Annotated in this window: 12 protein-coding genes and 1 tRNA gene; all 13 read right to left on the reverse strand. The window is 72.9% G+C overall.

Annotation, left to right across the window (positions count from 1 at the left end):
- Window positions 1-40 precede the first annotated feature (40 nt).
- Window positions 41-973: an ABC transporter ATP-binding protein gene (locus GCN81_RS24410; protein WP_156726615.1), complete on the reverse strand. Its 933-nt coding sequence runs from the start codon at window positions 971-973 to the stop codon at window positions 41-43.
- 31 nt (window positions 974-1,004) lie between these two features.
- Window positions 1,005-2,111 carry a M50 family metallopeptidase gene (locus tag GCN81_RS24415; protein ID WP_156726616.1) on the reverse strand — a complete coding sequence of 369 codons (1,107 nt, stop codon included), beginning with the start codon at window positions 2,109-2,111 and terminating at the stop codon, window positions 1,005-1,007.
- A complete protein-coding gene (locus tag GCN81_RS24420; RefSeq protein ID WP_407698018.1) occupies window positions 2,108-3,079 on the reverse strand; it encodes a lantibiotic dehydratase C-terminal domain-containing protein in 972 nt (323 codons plus the stop codon). The genes GCN81_RS24415 and GCN81_RS24420 overlap by 4 nt, the downstream gene beginning before the upstream one ends.
- 149 nt (window positions 3,080-3,228) lie before the next feature.
- A complete protein-coding gene (locus GCN81_RS24425) occupies window positions 3,229-6,021 on the reverse strand; it encodes a lantibiotic dehydratase (RefSeq protein WP_231626936.1) in 2,793 nt (930 codons plus the stop codon).
- A 9-nt stretch (window positions 6,022-6,030) separates the two neighbouring features.
- Window positions 6,031-7,665, reverse strand: coding sequence for a nitroreductase family protein (locus GCN81_RS24430; RefSeq protein ID WP_156726619.1), 1,635 nt, complete (start codon window positions 7,663-7,665; stop codon window positions 6,031-6,033).
- Window positions 7,666-7,691: 26 nt separating this feature from the next.
- On the reverse strand, window positions 7,692-9,506 hold the full coding sequence (locus GCN81_RS24435) for a TOMM precursor leader peptide-binding protein (protein ID WP_231626952.1): 1,815 nt from the start codon (window positions 9,504-9,506) through the stop codon (window positions 7,692-7,694).
- A 676-nt stretch (window positions 9,507-10,182) separates the two neighbouring features.
- Window positions 10,183-12,432 carry a TOMM precursor leader peptide-binding protein gene (locus tag GCN81_RS24440; RefSeq protein ID WP_156726620.1) on the reverse strand — a complete coding sequence of 750 codons (2,250 nt, stop codon included), beginning with the start codon at window positions 12,430-12,432 and terminating at the stop codon, window positions 10,183-10,185.
- A gap of 6 nt (window positions 12,433-12,438) precedes the next feature.
- The gene (locus GCN81_RS24445) at window positions 12,439-14,346 is read right to left on the reverse strand and encodes an AfsR/SARP family transcriptional regulator (RefSeq protein ID WP_156726621.1); all 1,908 of its coding nucleotides are present in this window, start codon (window positions 14,344-14,346) and stop codon (window positions 12,439-12,441) included.
- Window positions 14,347-14,355: 9 nt separating this feature from the next.
- Entirely contained in the window at window positions 14,356-14,649 is a 294-nt protein-coding gene (locus GCN81_RS24450) for a hypothetical protein (RefSeq protein WP_156726622.1), read from the reverse strand.
- Between the two features lie 223 nt (window positions 14,650-14,872).
- A tRNA-Lys gene (locus tag GCN81_RS24455) sits at window positions 14,873-14,946 on the reverse strand.
- A 62-nt stretch (window positions 14,947-15,008) separates the two neighbouring features.
- Window positions 15,009-15,608, reverse strand: a complete 600-nt coding sequence (locus tag GCN81_RS24460; protein ID WP_156726623.1) for a lytic polysaccharide monooxygenase auxiliary activity family 9 protein — start codon at window positions 15,606-15,608, stop codon at window positions 15,009-15,011.
- An 85-nt stretch (window positions 15,609-15,693) separates the two neighbouring features.
- A complete protein-coding gene (locus GCN81_RS24465) occupies window positions 15,694-16,377 on the reverse strand; it encodes a nucleoside/nucleotide kinase family protein (RefSeq protein ID WP_156726624.1) in 684 nt (227 codons plus the stop codon).
- A complete protein-coding gene (locus GCN81_RS24470) occupies window positions 16,364-17,782 on the reverse strand; it encodes an SPFH domain-containing protein (RefSeq protein ID WP_156726625.1) in 1,419 nt (472 codons plus the stop codon). Before GCN81_RS24470 ends, GCN81_RS24465 begins: the two co-directional genes overlap by 14 nt.
- Window positions 17,783-17,879 lie beyond the last annotated feature (97 nt).

Genomic DNA, 17,879 nt, shown 5'->3' on the forward strand with positions numbered 1-17,879 from the left:
GGCGGTGGCGGTCGCGGTCGCGGTTGTGTTGGGGAGAGTCCTAGGCGGCACCGGCTCCGGTGAGTTCGAGGTAGACGTCCTCAAGGCTGGCGGTGCGGGTCTGTACGCCCTGGAGTCCGGCGAGCTCGTCGACCCTGGCCAGTACGGGGCCCGACTCCAGGGTTTCCAGGACGACCATGTCGGCCTCCAGGCTGGCCGCCATGACGCCGGGGATGGCGCGGGCCGCCTCCAGCGTCAGCCGCTCGGCGGGCACCAGGAGGCGAGTGGTCGGGCTGCCGCCCGCGATCATCCTGGCCGGGGTGTCCAGGGCGGCGATCCGGCCGCTGACCATGATGGCGACGCGGTCGCAGAGCACCTCGGCCTCGTCCAGGTGATGGGTGGTGTAGATGATGGTGCGGCCCGCGCCCTTGAGGTCGCGCAGGACCTGCCACAGGTCGCGGCGGGCCTGCGGGTCGAGGGCGGCGGTCGGCTCGTCGAGGAAGATCAGCTCCGGGCCGTGGACGAGGGCGGAGGCGATCGCGAGGCGCTGCCGCTGCCCGCCGGACAGGTCGTCGACGCGGACCTCGCCCTGCTCGGTGAGCCCGACGGAGGCCAGCGCCCGCTCGGCGGCCTCGCGGTCGGCCCCGTACAGGGCGGCGACCGTCTGGAGGTGCTCGCGGGCGGTGAGCCGGACGAAGAACGCCGAGGCCTGGGTCTGGACGCCGATCCTGGGCAGCAGGGCGACATTGCGCGGCCAGGGGCTGGTGCCGAGCACCGAGACCGTGCCGGAGTCCGCCTGCCGCTGCCCCTCCATGATCTCGACGAGGGTGGTCTTGCCCGCGCCGTTGGGGCCGAGCAGCCCGAAGAACTCACCGCGGGCCACCGTCAGGCTGACGCCGTCCACGGCCTGGGTGGAGCCGTACCGCTTGTGTACGGAGTCGAGGGCGACGGCGGGTCCGTCGGGTGCCGCCGACGAGGGTGCGGTGGTGTTCATGGAACTCTCCTTGGTCACAGCGCGGCGGTGCTCACACCGTCGTCAGCAGGTAGTGGACGATCGCCGCGACGGCGGCGATGAGGGCGGCGAGCACCAGCGGCGCGCCGAGGCCGTAGGTGGTGTAGGCGGCGCGGGCCCGGCGCGGGTACTGCTTGGCCGCCGGGTCGCGGCGGATGGCGAGGCGTAGATAGGTCTTGCTGGACGCGGCCAGCTCGGTGGCGCCGAACGCCTGGGCGACGATCTTGTAGCCGTCCAGCGGTGGCACCGGGATGAGCATGGCGAGCGCCTGCACGCTGCCCAGGAACAGCAGCCCGGCCAGGGCTCCATGGGTGGCCTCGTCGACGGGTACGAAGAGCCACAGCGCGCAGAACGGCAGCAGGAACAGCAGGTTCATCACCGCTCCCGCGACGGCGGTGGCGATGCGGTGGCGGCGTGCGGGCAGATACAGGAAGTTGTCGACGGTGCAGTACATGATCACGGCGGGCAGCCGCCAGCGCAGGCCGATCTCCGCGACCGTGCCGCCGTAGTGCCGGGCGACCACGCCGTGGGCCAGCTCGTGCAGGGCGGTGCTCAGCCACAGCATGCTGCCGGTGGCCATCAGCAGGACCGGATTCTGGAACAACTCCCAGGTGGCGACGAGCAGTTCACCCATGTTGAACGCGATGACAACCTCCATCGCGACCATCAGGGCCAGCAGCGGCACCATGCACAGCGGGGTCAGCAGGAAGCCGACGGCGCGGTGCAGCCGCGCGGTCGTCGCGTTGGCGTCGGCAACCAGGCGGATACTGCCGCGCAGCAGACCGCGCGGCTCCGGCGGCGCTTCGGGGGCCGTGGCGGCGGGCGCGTCGGCGAGCAGCCCGCGGGTGCCGAGCATCCCGAGCAGCTGTTGCCAGTTGGCGTCGGCCAGCCGTCGGCCGTACTGCCGCGCGTACTGCGTGCCGATCTCCTCGATGCTGCGCTCCCCGTCCATCCGGGAGATCAGGAAGTGCTCCTTGACGCCGACCTTGAAGGACTGCCCGCTGCCGGTGTCCTTGATCAGGTGCACGGTCGAGGCGCCCTGCAAGAGCCTCTCGCTGAGGAGCACACCCGGCCGCAGCGCCGGCCGGTAGGCCGCGATGGCGGCGGCCGGGGCACTCACGGGTGCTCCCGCAGGGCGCGGCCCAGGACGTGGGAGAGGTAGGCCTCGTCGCGGATGGTGACATGCAGCCGGTTGTTGGTCATGTGCATGTACGGGGAGAGGAGCAGCGGGAGCGCCACCGCCGGGTCGGTGACGACCTCGTCGCGTTCGCCGTCCCAGGAGCGGAACACCAGGTCGCCGTTGACGGCCAGGACGCGGGCCTTGTCACGCAGTTCGGCGCAGTGCTCAGCCCAGCCCGCGAGGAACGCGGGCAACTGCCCGGCCGTCTCCTGCCCTTCGGCGCCCCCGACCGCGGCCCGGATTCCGGCGAAGCGGGCGGCGAGCGAGGGGGCCATCGCCGCGTAGTTGCGGTCGTACTCCGCGCTGCCGATGAAGCCGGTCCCGGGAAACGCCCGGTGCCAGAACTCGTAGTAGCTGTCCAGGTAACCGGCCAGCTCGTCGTCGCCGGGTAGGAAGGTCCCGGAGATCACCATCATCAGCTGTGCCGATGTGCCGAGCAGGACGGTGCGCAGATGCAGGTTCTTGGTACGGAAGGCCTCGATGACCAGATCGCTGGAGTGCCGGAAGTGCCACTCGGCGAGCTCGATTCCGGCCGGGCCGCCGTATTTGCCGTACTCCGGCTCGTACGGCTCGGCGCTGCGCGAGTTGTTGGCGCGCAGGTTCATCCGGCCCTGGTCGTCCATGAAGTGGCCGCGCTCGCTGCCGGGGAACTCGATCTCGAAGAGCGTGTTGTAGAAATCGTTGAGGAATCCGGAGTCCACCTCGTAGAGCGCGGGCCGCTCGGCGAGGAAGGCGTCGATGGCCTGCTCGGTCCTGCGGCGCACCTCGGGTTCGGCCTCGGGCGATGACGGCTTGAGGCGGAGCCTGACGTGCGGGCCCTCCAGCCAGTAGTTGATGAAGAAGTAGTTGGCCAGCAGCCCGTCCGCCTCCAACTCGTCCACCAGCGGCCGGACGCAGTGCAGCAGCATCGGCCGCGGGTTGGCCGCGTAGAAGACGTGCGTCGCCTGCCAGGCGCCGGTGGGGGTGGGCGTGGGGGCCGGGGTGGGCGTGGGGGCCGGGGTGGGCGTGGGGGCCGGGGTGGCCGTGGCGGCGGTGGACTCGGTCGTGGTGGCGGTCGTCATCGGTTGTTGTCCCTTCGGGTACGGGTGGACACCGGGGTTTCCACGGCGAGTTCGGCGACATGGTGGCCCCGCTCGGAGACGGTGTGCAGGGCGTCACCGTCGGGCAGCATCTCCCGGAAGACGACCCGGGCCTCGGGGCTCTTGAGCAGCGCCTCGAACGCCGACAGCGACAGCGGGCTGTCGAAGTCGAGGTACTGCGGCTTGGCGCCGGTCGCCCCGCGCGCGCCGCTGTCGGAGATGGTGGCGAACACCCGGTCCGGCAGCTGGTGGGTGCGCCGGAAGCGGTGCCAGCCGAGGAACCAGTCCTCGTCCCGTACGCCCGGCTCCTGGAGCGGCAGCAGGGACGCCGGTGCGCTCCAGCTGCGCCTGCTGAGGACGACGCTGCCGTGCCGTACCCGGGGGCGGCCGGTCATCCCTCCTTCGGGTTCGCCTTCCGGGACTCCGCCCCAGACGTTGAGCGGTGCCATGGAGGTCGGTGAGAGCAGCAGCAGGGTGCGCGGCAGCTCGGGGAGGGCGAGCGGGACCAGGTAGCCGAGGTAGACGGGGATCACCTCGCGGCCGAGCCGGGTGGAGCGCAGCACCAGGCGGTCGGTGTCCTCGTCGTGCTCGATGTAGAGGTCATCGAGGTGGAGGCGGAACTCGGCGTCCAGGGTGCCGGTTTCGCCGGGGCAGACGATCTCGTACTCGGTGAGCCTGCCGTGCAGGTTGAGGTTGCTGGTGACCGGGCCGCCGGTGACCTCGGCGAAGACGGCGCCGGGCGGCTGGATCTCGGCGGCGCGGTCGAGCAGTTGCTCGTCGATGCCGTCGAAGCAGTGCGTGAACCGGCTGAAGGGGAAGGAGAGTCCGCCGTAGGACCGGTTGAGTACGGCCAGCTGCTCGCCGCCCTGATCGCACTGGTCACCCTGGCCGCCCTGGTCGCCGCCTTGGTCGGCCAGCTGGATGTGGTGGCTCATCGGCGCGAAGTCCGGGGCGAGTGCGGCGAGTTCGTCGCTGACCTCGGCGATGAGGGAGCCGTCGATGACCACCTCGTCGGTGGTACCGCTGGCGACGGCCTCCTGCCACAGGCCGCGCATCCGCTCGACGAAGGTCTGGCGGGCGGTGTCGAGGGCCTTGAGCTGGGGCAGGCCCAGCCAGTTCACCTCGGGGACGTAGTTCCCCTCGTCATCGAAGGTCTTGTGTCCCGCGGTGAAGGTCATGTACTGGTCGAAGAAGTCCTCGTGGAAGTCGTGGACCAGCTTCAGCAGGTCGTCGCAGCGCCCGCCCTGTCCGTAACGGGCGAGGAAGAACCCCTTGAAGGTGACCCGCTGCGGCAGGGTCAGGTCGAAGGCGGGCAGGATGCGCTCCACCGCGCCCAGCGGCTCTTCGACCCGCTTCGCCCAGGCGTCCAGGCTCAGCGTGGCGCTGTGGCCCGCCGCCGCGTCCTCGTACAGCACGGTCTGCGGGACCCTGCCGCGCTCGGCACCCAACTCGACCTGGATGGCGCGCAGGTCGTCACGCAGTGCGTCGATGAGCTGCCGCCGCCCGGCCGGGTCGGCAGCCGCGAACTGGTCGATACGGGAGATCGGGGCGTCGAGCCGGGTGGCCAGTGCGTCGGCCCACGGCCTGCCCAGTTCCCGTAGCGAGCGCTGGAAGGCGCGCAGCGGATCGGTGTCATGGACCTCGGTGCGCAGGCACGGCACCTGCACCATGCCGAGGTCGAGCAGCGCCTGAAGGTACTGGGCGCAGTCGTCCTCGCTCGCCCCCTGGTCGGCGGCGAGCCAGTCGGCCAGCTCGCCGTAGCGGAGCGTGCCGCGCTCCTCGAAGAGGCCGAGCAGCCGCTCCAGGGTCCCGCTGCGCCGCAGGAAGAAGAGCCGGTCCTTGACCGCGTCGAAGGTGACGGCCGTGTCGTCGTCGCCCGCGGTCACCCAGCGGCGCACATAGCGCACCCGGTCGTCGTCCCGGCCCCAGCCGGAGGCCAGCGAGACGGGCAGGTCGGCGCGGCGCACCGGGTCGGCGATGACGGTCTCGGCGAGGCGGCCGAGCGCGACGACGTTGAGGCGGGTGTGGCTGGTCCACTCCTCGTCGATCCGCGCCCGCACGCCATCGGGGCCGTCTGCCGCGCCGTCGCCGAGCTCTCCGTCGTCGAACGCGCCGAGCGCGACCCCGGTGAAGGTGGAGAACGGGCTCGTCTTGCACACCGTCCGGTAGAGGTAGGACAGCAGCGAGCGCTCCACCTTGCGGCGCTTCTTGTCGGGCCGGGCGCCGGGCGCCGCCTCGGTCTTGCGTACGTACGCGTCGACCTGCGCGTCCAGCGTCGGCGAGGCCAACAGCAGGCCCTTGCGCAGCCGCTCCTCACCCGCCAGACGGCACAGCGCCGCGCGGCTGCGGGCCGTCTCGGCGGCGAGCAGCTCGGCGCCTTCCGCGCCGCGCGCGGCGAGGCGGCGGCGCGCGGTCAGCCAGCTGGCGAGTGCCTCGCCGGTGGCCGGGTCGAGCGCGGCGACCAGGGCCTGGGCGGCGTCGGCTTCGGCGTCCTGCGGCAGCCGGTTGTTGAACACCTCCCGGCGCAGCTTGAGCAGCCTGCGGCGGGCGGATTCGTCGGTGCTCTGCCCGATGAGGGCGTGCAGCAGATCGCCTACGGACTCGCCCGCCGCGCCCACCTCGTCGGTGGCGGCCAGCATCTCGTCGGCCCAGCGACGGCTGTCGTGGCAGCGCAGGTCCCGCACGGTCTCGATGGGCAGCCCTGCCACCCGGAGCATGAACGGCATCGTGGATGTCCCCCTAGTGGTACTCGTCGGCCCAGTGGTCCTCATCGGCGCGACTCAGGCGATCTCGTACCGGAAGTCGGCGGGAGCGGGCCGCTCATGGCCGATCATCATGATCAACAGCGGTGCCTCGCCCGCCTCCTGGAGACCGAGCTCCTCGATATACGAGATGTTGTCGAAGCCCAGGGCCACACCGCAGCCGAGGTCCAGGGCGGACGACGCGGTGTAGACGGCCTGCGAGACAGCGCCGACGGTGGCGTTGACGAGGCGGTAGCCACGGTCGCCCACGGCGTCCAGCACGGCGGTGGTGCGCACGGTGGGCACCAGGACCGCACCGGCCTGCTCCAGGTTGTAGTTCGACAGGAAGTAGTTCTTCTGCAGGAACTCCCCTGACCTGCCTTCCTTCACCCGCCGCAGGTTCTGGGTGTCCGGGTCGTACTCGTACGAGCCCGGGGCCACCCCCTCGACGTGGTTGACGAAGGCGTACAGCTTCGCCAGCCGGGTGTCGCCCGTGTCACCGCCGAGTGCGGCTCCGGCCACCGCCGCCTTCAGGCAGGCAGCCAACTGGTCGGCGGCCACGGGGCGTTGTGCGTCGAAGCGGCCGAAGCTGCTGCGCCGCCGCCTAAGCGCGGTGCGCACGTCGGTGTCCAGCGGCCGGGGCGCGGGCAGCGCCACCTCGGTCCTGCCCAGGTCGGCGGGGTGTGCGGCGGCCGGGGCGAGCGCGCCGGGTCCGGGGCGTGCGGTGGCGTGCTCGGCGGTGGCGGCCTGCATCTGCGTCACCGCGTCGAAGGTGAGGACGGTACGGGAGCGCTCGACGTCGCGGCGGCGGACCGAGGCCGCCACCGGCCGCGCGGTGGACGGGGCGGACGGGGCGGACGGGGCGGACGGGGCGGACGGGGCGGACGGGGCGGACGGGGCGGACGGGGCACCTTGCCAGCGCAGCGGGACGACCGCGAAGACGCCCTCCTCCTGGGTCCGTACGCCCAGCAGTCGGGCCAGCCGCTCCTCGTCGAACCACATCACCGGCTCCACCGCGAGACCCCGGGGCCTGGCCCACATCCGCCAGCTCTGCACGGCGGTGCCCACGTCCATGCTGACGGCGTGGAAGGAGAAGCTGTTGTACTTGAAGGCGTTCTGCCAGTACTTGATGCCGAGCACCAGGTACTGGTCGGTGGCCGCCCCCGGCGCGTCCTCGCCCAGCGCGGCGCGCACCTCGCCCGTGACGTCGCCGGTGAGCAGCCGCTGCATGGCGTGGTGGCGGGTGGAGTAGTAGTGGACGCCGGGCAGCGCGGGCCCGCTCGGGCCGCTGACCCAGTAGACGCTGACGGGGTAGAGGCCGCCGCCGGACGCGGTGCCCCGTGACCAGTTGGCGAGCGGGTAGTGGGGCAGCGCGCTCAGGTCCGTGTTGGCCTGGACGCCGAGCCTGCGGCCGGTGAGGCCGTAGGTGTCGCGCAGCATCCCGGAGAGGGCGGGCAGATCGAACGCGGCGTCGGCGGCGGGGGCTTCGCCCAGGCCCTGGTCGAGCAGCGCGTCGGCCGGGTAGTCGGTGTCGGGCAGCGGCATGCTGTCCGCGCCGGGGTAGTACTTGGCCTTGCGCGGGCCGTCGGCCCAGTTGGGTACGAAGTCGGCGGGCGCCATCGGAACCCGGCCGCGCTGCATGATCGCGGCGGCGTAGTCATGGGCGTATCCCATGAGGAACTCCTTGGTCGCTGTGGTGTTCACGGGAAGGGGTGCGGCGCGGGGTTGAAGTCCGCGGGCACCAGGTCGCGTTCGCGCAGCCCGGCCTCGCGCAGCGCGGTGCGCAGCCGGGGCATCCCCAGGGCGCGCTGCCGCGTCCAGCCGAAGTCGATCGGCAGCAGCCCCGGCACGATGACGCTCACCGTGGTGAGCCCGAGTTCACGCTGTTCGGGCATGGTCTGGTCGACGACGATCACATCGAATCCGGCGTCGGTCACCGCGTCGACGCACCGGTTCAGGTCGTCGCGCAGGTCGTCCGAGACGGGCGGCACGGACCCGTCCCCGTACAGCTCGGCGAAGGACCGCTTGGGCGGCCGGGGAGCGCCCGGTTCGCCGATCAGGAAGTGGGCGTGGTCGCCCATCTCCGGAATGCCGTAGGCGAGTGGGTGGTCGTGCAGCGCCTCGACCTTGGCGAAGTCCCGCGACATGGCGCGCAGCCGCTCCTCGTCGCGTTCGGTGCGCCCCTGGAGGTTCACGGCGTCGGTGGCGATCTCGCAGAGCGCGCCCGCGAGGGCGGACTCGGGGTCGAGGCCCGCGCCCGCGCCGAAGCACATCCGGCCAGGGCCGCCGTCGGGCCGTACCGCGACCCCGGCGACGACCGGGACGGGGAAGGAGATCCGGGCGTCGAAGAAGCGTGCCTCGTAGCCGTACATCTCCAGCCGGTCCACCATCTCCCTGGTGGCGCGGCGGGCGCTGGTGCGCGGGTCGATCTCGGGGAGCGCGGTCTGTCCGTACCAGGTGAGCAGGAAGGCGTCCCGCTCGACGACCTCCATCAGGCCGAAGTACACGGCCTCCTCCAGGCAGCCGCCCGAGGCGCAGCCGTTGGAGGACTCCTGGACGAAGCGGTTCTCCAGGCCTGGTGCGTGGTAGTAGGTGAGCACCTCGGGTACGAGGACGGGCTGCTGGTCGCGCAGCGAGTAGCCCCACACCCAGGGGATCTCGCGATCCGAACGGAACGGCGTCACGCGCGGGTTGGCGCGGTGGAACTCCTCGGAGTACAGGCCGCACTCGCGCGGGTCCAGGGCGCGCTCGCCACGGCTGAGCAGCCCGTCGAGCGAGTCCCGTACCTCGGCGCGCTTGGCGCGGGAGCGCATGCCCGCGTACCGCTCCAGGCCTTCCAGTACGCCGATGCGCACGCTCTGCGCGAAGGTGTCGGCGTGGCCTCCCCAGAAGGTCTCGCGGAGGTAGTCACCCGACCGCATGGAGAAGCAGCCGATGGTGGCGGACGTGGACAGCGACGACACGTCCTGCACTACGGAGGGCCCGAGCGACCCGCACACCGGGTTGGCGTACGGCTCGATCGGCAGCTCGTAGGCGCTGATGTCCCGCACCCGGAAGCTGCCAGGCCGGTGCTTGGGAGCGGGCCGCAGGCGCAGTACGGCGCCCTCGGCGGTGTCGGCCTCCACTTCCGCGCAGGCAGGGCACTCCGGGTCGGGCACCAGCGGGTAGTGCCGGACGCGCAGCGACTCCAAGTCCACCAGGTGCACGGCGGGGAACACCCCGGTCGCGGGGCCCGCCCCGCCCGCCCGCGCGGCGATCAGCCCGGCGATGGCGTCGGCGGCGAAGGGGGTGACATGCGGCAGCTCCCCAGCGGCCCGGGTCCCGGACCCGAGCTCCAGCGCCTCCCGCAACGCGACCGACCGCACGGCCTGCCACCGCCGCTCAAGACACCGCGCACAGGACCCCCCACTCGCCCCGGGAAACGGCCCGACGACGGCCTGCCGCCCGTAGAACCGCACGGGCACGGCGGGTCCGTCGGCGGCCGCGCCGTCTGCGGCGGCGGAGCCGAAGGCCACGCCATGGCGTCCGGTGCCGTCAGCGGGAAGGCTGTCGGCAACCGTGGTGCCGCGAGCGGCGCCGTCGGCGGCGGGCGCGGCGCCGTGCGCCAGGCCGCCCTGAGCGGCGGCGCCGAAAGCCGCGCCATCGGCGGCGGCACCCTCGCGTCCAGTCTGGTCACCGGGCACGCCGTCGGCAGCTGCTCCCCCGGCGGCCGCGCCACGGGTGTGGGGGCCGCCGTCAGCAGCCCCGCTGCCGTGAGCGGCGCCGTGGGCGTTCGCTACGGCGTCAGCGGCCCTGTGACCTGCCGCTCCGCCAGCACGAACAGCGCCGTCAGCGGCCGCACCACCGGAGTAGGGGCCGCCGTCGGCAGCCCCGGTGCCGTGAGCCGCACCGTCGTCAAGCGTTGCCCGGTTGCCAGGCATTGCCCGGTCGTCAAGGGCTGCCCGGTCGTCAAACGCCGCACGATCGTCAAACGCCGCACGGTCGGCGCCCGCGGCGCGAGCGGCCGTGCCGCTAGTGGCTGGGGGCTTGGCCGTAGGGGCGGTGGGCAGCGGCCCGAACGCGTCGCTGATGCCCAGGGGGGCAACGTCCAAGGGTGTGGGCGTGCCGTGCTGGGTCAGGGTTCGGTGGACCAGGGCCGTCAGGTCCTGGGTGGACTGGTGCCACGGGGCATCAGGGGCGGACGCGAGAGGGTTAGGCGCGGGCATCGGTGGCGGCCTCCGGCTCCGTGGTAAGCAGGACGCGGGCCGTGCTGATGCCACCCGCCGGGAGGTCGGCCGGTGTGGTGGCGACGTGGAGCACATCGCGGCCCGCGTCGCGCAGCCGGTCCAGCACCGTGGCGAAGCTGGTGGTTTCCGCGTCCGGGGCGATCGCCGCACCCGGGGTCGTCGCGATCGCGGCGGGGGCGAGGTCACCGAGCAGCGGGTCGCCGAGGTCGACGGCGTCCGCCGCGTCCTCGGCGGCCAACTGCGCCTGGCCCAACAGGTCGCGCAACGCCGCACAGGCCGCGTCCCGCCGCGACAGGTCGGCGCCGACGGCCCAGCGGCCCTCCGCGTCCCGGGCCAGGACCACCCGCGCGGAGGAGCGCGCGTCCTCGCCGAGGTCGAGGAGTTCGGGCTCCAGGTCCAGGTTGGCCGCCGACTTCCGCAGGAAGACCAGCTCGGGGTCGCTGTCATCGGCGGTGATGGGGCGGACCTCGGTGGTGCCGCGTACCGCGCGCAGCAGCGCGTCGTGCGCCAGCGCCGACAGCAGGCCGCGGCCCGCCGCCTCCTCGGGGTTGCCGCCCGCGCCCGCACCCGCGCGGGTCCCCAGCAGGGCCCGGTCGCGGTTGTGCTCCCCGAAGGGGCGTACGGCGGCCGTCGGGACGCGGACCGGCTCCTTGGTGAGCAGCGAGGTCGCGGTGGTCCAGGCGGTGACGGCCGCGGCACCCGTGCCGGTGCCGGAGCTGGTGGTCAGGGCGTCGGGGCCGACCTGCGCCACGGCGGCGCCCACGGCGTCCGTGGGCTCGCTGTCGACCGGGACGACATGCTCGACGTACGCCTCGGCCGCCGCGTACAGCGCCCGCATCCGCGCGCCCGCCAGGTGGTGGACGTCGAACGCGGCGATCTTCCGCCGGGCGCCGTCGCCGTGACCGAGCGCCACCTCGACCCGGCTGATCTTCAGCGGGGTCTGGGTGAGCCGCTCGTCGTCGTACCGGCTGAAGACGCCGGTGTACGGGCGGACCAGCGCGGTGCTGATCCGGTTCAGGTCGTCGACCAGCGCCTCCGCCTCGCGGGCGGTCTCGACGGTCGGCGTGACCGGCAGCGCGAGCGCGTCGGGCAGCACACGGTCCAGGCCGTCGCCGGAAGCGGAGGCGGACGCGGTCCGCTCGGCGCAGCGGCGGCAGCGCGGGTGGGGCCGCACCGGTTCGGCCATGACGTCGAGGGACTCCAGGTTCTGGACGAGTACCTGCTGGTCGGTCTCGGGGGCCAGCGCGCCGGTGGTGACGCGGAAGACCTCGTAGCCGAGGAGGTTGCCGGTCATCGCCGCGACCGGACCGGTGGGCAGGTTCCGCCCGGCCGACGGGGTCGCGCCGTCGGCCACCGTGCTCCAGATCTCGGCGGCGGCGCCCGCGTCGACGTTCCCGCCGAGGCGGAGTGTGGCGCAGCTGAAGCAGCCGGTGGAGTCCGCGGTGGACAGCGGTCCGGTGACGGCGTAGTCGCCGAAGGTCCAGGCGGGGATGAGGGTCCGGCCTTCGGGCACCCCGGCGGCCAGCAGCCGCTGGGTGGTGGCCGCCGCGTCCGGTCCGGTGACGACCACCACGCCGTACTCGGCGAGCGCCGTCCAGTCGGCGTCCGCCGCCACCCGGTCGATCCGTACCGGGGAGTCGGCTTCGTCCAGCTCGCCCGCCTCGGCGGCCACGTCGGGGAAGTCCGTGGTGGTGGCGATCCGCGCGCAGCCGTTACGGACCAGGCTCAGCGCGCACCAGCGGGCCACGGCGTCGGCGCCGAGCACCGCGACCTTCGTGCCGCGAAAGCGCAGGAACCGCTGGGGCGCGCCGTCGGTGTAGTGGTCGATGTACGCGATCTGCGCGGCGAACCGGTGCTCGGGGCCGCTGTTGGCGGCGGGCAGCCCGGACTCGGCCTCGGGTATGTCGCGGGCGAACCCGCGCTCGTACAGGGTCTTCACGAGCTCCGCCGCCATCGCCCGCTGCGCCGGGCCGAAACCTCCGCAGATGTCGCCGAGCCGGTGGTGTCCGGCCAGGTGCGGGACGATCAGGGAGGCGAAGCGGTAGGCCGTACGGCCCGTCAGATGGAAACCGCCGTCGGCGTTGTGGAAGAGCACCCCGCCGGGGGTCTCGGTGAACAGCACGTCCCGGCGGATCCGCGGCCGGGTTCCGGCGAGCGCGTCAAACGCCTCGGTCTTCGCGCCTTCCGCCATGTCAGCAGCCAGCTCAGCAGCCATGTGACGTCACACTCTCTCTGTCGGTAGGTCGATTGCGTGGTGCGCGGCTCTGCGCGCGTACACCCGGAGCAGTTCGTGCACCCGGTACGGGCCGGGCGGCCCCTCCTCGAGGAACCCGGCGTCGGCCAGCCGCTCCAGGGCCTCCTCGGCGGCGTCCTCACTCACGCCGAGCGCCTCGGCGCCGTCCGCCGCCTCGATCGCCTTGCCGGGCAGTGATCCGACCCGTACGAACGCCTCGGCCAGGTGCGGGTCGAGCCGGTCCAGGGCGCCACTGAGTACGCGCTGGACGGACAGCCGGGGTGAGTCCGCCAGCGTGAGCCGGGCGAGCGGGTCGTTCTCCAGCCAGCCGACGCCGTCGGCGAGGCCGAGTCCGGGGCGGGTCAGCAGCCGGGCCGCGATGATTCTGAGGGCGAGCGGGAAGTGCCCGCACAGGTCCGCGATACGGCGGGCCGCGGCTTCCTCGGGCCGCACCCGTTCGGCGCCGAGTGCGCCGAGCAGCAGGTGGTAGGCGTCCTCCTCGTCGAGGGGCGAGAGCCGGTGGACCCAGCCGCCGTGGGTGGCGATCAGCCCCGCGAGCCCCATCCGGCTGGTGATGATGGCGGCGCCGCCGGGTCCCGTCGGCAGTAGCGGCCTGACCTGGTCGGCGTCGACGACGTCATCCAGGACGAGCAGCGCGCGGGCACCGGGCTCCTGGTCCCGCAGGGCCGCCGCCACCGCGGCGGCGGCGTCGGCCGCGCGGCGCGGCACCCCGTCCGGGTGGACCATCCGTACCAGCAGCCGTCCGGCCGGGAAGCTGTCCCGCACCAGGTGGGCGACGTGGTGCGCGAGTGCCGACTTGCCGATGCCGGGCGCACCGGAGACCAGTACGGTCGCCGCCTCGTCGCCCGGGGTGGTGAGCCGGTCCACCATGGCGGCGACCTCGACGGCGCGGCCGGTGAAGGACGGCACCGCGGGAACCGGAACCACCAGCGATGGGTCCTCGCCCACCAGCAGCGGGCCGCCGCCGTGCCGGGGCGCGGTCGGGCGCGGAGCCACGGCGTCCGTGGCTTCGTCCGGGCCCGGGCCGGGTCCGGACGCGACACCCGCCGCGACACCCGCCCCGGCACCAGCCCCGACACCGGCCGCGACACCGACCGAACCGCCCTGCCGCTGGAGCGCGCCGTCCGAAGGACCCAGGTCTTCGCCGCGCAGGATGGCCAGCTCAAGGCGGCGCAGCCCCGGCGACGGGTCGACGCCCAGCTCCTCCAGCAGGTACTCCTTGACCCGCCGGTACTCGGCCAGCGCCTCGGTCTGCCGCCCGGTCCGGTACAGCGCCTCGATCAACTGCTCGTAGAACCGCTCGTATCCGGGGTTCGCGCGGGTCTCGCTCCACAGCGCGACCAGCGCCTCGCCGCAGCGTCCAAGTCCCAGCTCCAGGTCGCACACCCGCTCCACGGTCCGCAGCCGTTCCTCGGTCAGCCGGGGCACCTCGTCCCGGTGCAGCACGTCGGAGCGGACGTTGGCCAGCAAGGAGCCCTGCCAGAGTGACAGCGCGTCCTTGAGTGTGTGGAGCTCGCTCTGCGGGGAGTGGGCCAGGTCGGCGGCCTGGCGTACCCGCTCCCGGAAGCTGATGAGGTCGAGCGTCTGCGCCCCGGCGGTGATCCGGTAGCCGCCGGGCACCGCCTCGATCGGGGTCTCGGTGACTCCGTGTTTGGTGAACAGCCGCCGCAGCCGCAGGACGCAGGTCTGGAGCGCGGCCTTGGCCGTGACGGGCTGCTCCTCGCCCCAGATGGCGCGTTGCAGATGCTCGGCGGAGACCACGCCGTTGGCGTGCAGCAGGAGTGCGGCCAGCAGGCTGGTCGGCTTGGATGGCTGGAGTACGACGGTGTCGGGACCGTCTGTGATGCTCAGCGGTCCTAGTAGCTGAAACCGCATGGCCGCCGCCTAGTCCCAGCCGTTGACCAACTTGCACACCTGCACGGGGGCGGCGGCGTCCGGCAGCCTCTCGGTGATGCTCAACCACTGGCCGCACAGCGCCTGGACGGCCTGTCCCGGCAGCTGCGCGTGCGGTACGGCGGAGGTGGCGGCCGCGGCGGAGGTGGTCGGTGCGGCGGAGGCGGTCGGTGCGGAGGGTGACGCGGTCGCCGTACCGGCTCCGATGGTCAGCACCCCGAGTGAAAGGGTCAGCGCGGCCGTGGCGCGTATCCAGCAGGCGGGTCGCTTCGCCGTTCCCATCATGTGTCCCCCTTGGATGAGTCCGTTGACGTTCTTCTCACCGGATCGCTCCGGTGAGAAGAACGGTGTCAGCGGAGGTCGGCCCATGGGGGTGAGAACGCTGTCAGCTTGCTGCACGGGCGGTGCAGCTTGGTGCCACGGCCTGAGGGGGGCGGAGCGCGCCCAGAAACGCGAAAGGGCGTCCTCGAATAATCGAGAACGCCCAGGTCAGCGACCTAATCGCTAGTGCGCCGCCAGGGACTCGAACCCCGGACCCGCTGATTAAGAGTCAGCTGCTCTAACCAACTGAGCTAGCGGCGCGTGCTGACCCGTAAATCGTACCTGGTCCCGGGGGGTGCTTCTGACCGCGTCAGTAGCGCATGTCAGTAGCGCACGTCCGAGCAGGCGTAGAAGGCGTTCTGGGTGTCCGCGATCGTCCAGACCGCGAGGATGATGTGGCGCCCCGACTTCTGCGTCGGGATGGTGCCCTGGTGCGCCACCTGGTACGGCGGCCGCTGGCCTCCGTACGGCACGGTCATGAACGGCTGCGTCTCCAGCGCGGCCCTGGTCAGCGGCGCGTTCTGGTTCCAGCCGTCCTTGGTGATGTAGTAGCGGAAGTCGGTCGTGGCGTGGGCGGCGGTGAGCGTCCAGTGGAAGGTGTAGCCCTGGCCGCCGGTGACGTTCGTGGCGGGCCATGCCCCGCCGTTCGGGGTCCTCGGCGCGTCGAGCTCACCGAAGCGGGTGTTGGCGCCGGAACAGATCCGGCCGTCGGCGGGGCCCGCGCCGGGGAAGCCCTTGGGGCCCTCGACGCTCTGGGGCTCCCACTGGATGCCGCCGCAGCCGGCCACGGTGCGGTTGGCGCAGTGCTTCTGGCGGCTGAGGGGGGAGTCGGTGTAGCCGTGGCTGCTGGCGCTGCCGGTCGCGAGTGAGGAGAGAGCGATGACGGTCGCGCCGAACAGAGCGGCGCCTACCTTCTTGCGCATGCTGATGCTCCTGGTGCTCCTGGAGTGACAGTGGGGGGAATCCCTGAGCACGCGCGCGGCATTGCGGTCTAGACCAAGTCCCAGATTATTGATGAGCGTTGAACATGTCCAGACCAATCGTCGAAAGAATTCTGTCGGCTCGTTCCCGGGAGTCGGCGACCAGTTCACCGTTCGGGTCGTCATTGCCCGCCACCCAGCGCCGAGCGCCCTCCAGATCCCGCCCACCGGCCAACTGCCGCTCCACCAGCCGCTCTTGACGCACCCCGGGCGGGGCATCGACGTACCACAGCTCGGCCGTCAGCTCCCGCGCCGTACGCCAGCCGGGCAGGTCACAGGCGAGGTAGTTCCCCTCGGTGACCACCAGCCGGGCGGTGGGCGGGACCAGGTGCCGGGCGGCGACCGGCTCGTGCAGCGTCGTGCGGTCGTAATCGGGTACGTAGATGTCCCGCTCGGTGTCCTCCCGTATCCGGCGCAGCAGCGCGACGTATCCCCATACGTCGAAGCTGGGCTCGGAGCCCTTACGGGCGGTCAGCCCGAGCCGCTCCAGCTGGGCGTTCGACAGGTGGAAGCCGTCGAGTGGCACATACGCGGCCGATCCGGCGCCGTGCGCCCGGTCGACGGCCGCGACCAGGGCGCGGGCGAGCGTGGACTTTCCGGCGCCCGGTGGACCGGCCAGGCCCAGTACGGCGCGCGGCCGGTCCACTGTCAGGCGCCAGGCGTCTCTTACGAGCCCCGCGAGTCCCGCGCTCAGCGGGTCAGCGATCTCCATGCCCCGTATAGAACGCCACCGTCAGATCCTTGACCAGGGCCTTGCGCTCGTAGTCGTCGAGCTCGACCAGACCGCGCCCGGTCAATCGGGTCACCGTGTCCTCCACGGAGTCGACCAACTGGGTGAGCACGCTGTCCCGGTGCCGGGCGTCCAGGGCCGCGACCCGGCGACGGCGCATCAGCTGGGCCACCTCCGGCGCGTACTCGATGCGCGTCGGCTGCACCGAGAACACCTCGATACCGGCAGGCTCCACGTCCGCCGCGAGCATCCGGGTCAGCGCGTCGCCGACCGACTCGGCGTCGCGCAGGGTCGGCCCGTCGCCGTGGAAGGCGTCGGCCGGGAGCTGCGAGAGCACCCGGGCCATCGCCGCCTCGACGCACCGCCGCAGATACGCCTCGTGGTCCTCCACCGCGAAGCTGGCCCGCGCGGTGTCCTCGATCCGCCAGACGACCAGGACCGTGACCTGGAGCTCCGCCCCGTCGGCGTCCATCGCGGGCAGCGGGTCACTGCGCCAGTGCCGCAGCCGTACGTCGAGGCGGCGGCGCTTGAGCAGCGGGTTGATCCAGACCAGCCCGGTGCGTCGGACGCTCCCCCGGTACCGCCCGAACAACGACAGCACCCAGGCCCGGCCGACCCGCCCACGCCCCAGCCCGCCGAACGCGAACAGCGCGACCGCCCCCGACCCGGCGAGCACCGCCCACTGCGCGGGCCCGAGCCCGGCGCCCGCATACGCGGGAAGCCCCGCGAGCCGCACGGCCAGCGGCGGCACCAGACCCGCCCACCACAGTCCGGCCGCACACCCGGCGAGCCCGGCCGCCCCGGTGGCCACGGCGGCGTAGCCGGGCACGGCGGTACCGGGCCGCTCGGCGATGTCGGCGTTCACCGGGGGCGCGGGGCGTGCCGGGCGGCGCGGCACGGGGCGCGGGCTGGCCGCGACGCGCGGCTGCTCCCCGGTGCCGCGCCTGCGGCCTACGACGGTGGGCGCGAGCGGCACCTGAACCGGCCCGGCGTCGTCGCGGAAGAGCAGGTGAACCGGGATCTCGGTGGTCGACTCGTTCTGAATCAGCCGCGCACCGCGCTGCCCCACCTCAACGCCGCCCTGCCCTGGCCCTGGGTCCCCACCCAGCCCGGGACCACCGGCCCACCCCAGGCCGCCAGCCCAGCCCAAGCCGCCGCCCTCACCCAGATCACCGGTCGCCCGCCCAGAGTCGTCAACCCGCCCAGGACCGCCCTCCAGCCCACGGACGCCGTCCCGCCCAGTGCTGTCCCGCCCGGTGTTGTCGGCCAGCTTGTGGAGCTCCACCCGCTCAGCCCCCTCGCCCCGCTCGACCGGCTCAGGCTCCTCGGCCCGCTCAACCGGCTCAGACCCCTCGGCCTTCTCGGCCTTCTCGGTTGTGGTCCCCATCGCTACCTCCGCCATGCCATCCCTGCCGTCCATGCCGCCCACGCCATCCCTGCCACCCAGACCGCCCATGCCCTATCGGCCATACGGGGTCGTACCA

The sequence above is a fragment of the Streptomyces apocyni genome (assembly GCF_009739465.1).
GTDB classification, from domain to species: Bacteria; Actinomycetota; Actinomycetes; order Streptomycetales; family Streptomycetaceae; genus Streptomyces; species Streptomyces apocyni.

What these genes read in the sequence shown, in the direction of transcription:
- GCN81_RS24440 (WP_156726620.1), bottom strand. Translation starts at nt 12,432, where the DNA reads ATGGCTGCTGAGCTGGCTGCTGACATGGCGGAAGGCGCGAAGACCGAG.
- GCN81_RS24450 (WP_156726622.1), bottom strand. Translation starts at nt 14,649, where the DNA reads ATGATGGGAACGGCGAAGCGACCCGCCTGCTGGATACGCGCCACGGCC.
- GCN81_RS24430 (WP_156726619.1), bottom strand. Translation starts at nt 7,665, where the DNA reads ATGGGATACGCCCATGACTACGCCGCCGCGATCATGCAGCGCGGCCGG.
- GCN81_RS24445 (WP_156726621.1), bottom strand. Translation starts at nt 14,346, where the DNA reads ATGCGGTTTCAGCTACTAGGACCGCTGAGCATCACAGACGGTCCCGAC.
- GCN81_RS24425 (WP_231626936.1), bottom strand. Translation starts at nt 6,021, where the DNA reads ATGAGGACCACTGGGCCGACGAGTACCACTAGGGGGACATCCACGATG.
- GCN81_RS24420 (WP_407698018.1), bottom strand. Translation starts at nt 3,079, where the DNA reads ATGCTGCTGCACTGCGTCCGGCCGCTGGTGGACGAGTTGGAGGCGGAC.
- GCN81_RS24470 (WP_156726625.1), bottom strand. Translation starts at nt 17,782, where the DNA reads ATGGGGACCACAACCGAGAAGGCCGAGAAGGCCGAGGGGTCTGAGCCG.
- GCN81_RS24410 (WP_156726615.1), bottom strand. Translation starts at nt 973, where the DNA reads ATGAACACCACCGCACCCTCGTCGGCGGCACCCGACGGACCCGCCGTC.
- GCN81_RS24460 (WP_156726623.1), bottom strand. Translation starts at nt 15,608, where the DNA reads ATGCGCAAGAAGGTAGGCGCCGCTCTGTTCGGCGCGACCGTCATCGCT.
- GCN81_RS24465 (WP_156726624.1), bottom strand. Translation starts at nt 16,377, where the DNA reads ATGGAGATCGCTGACCCGCTGAGCGCGGGACTCGCGGGGCTCGTAAGA.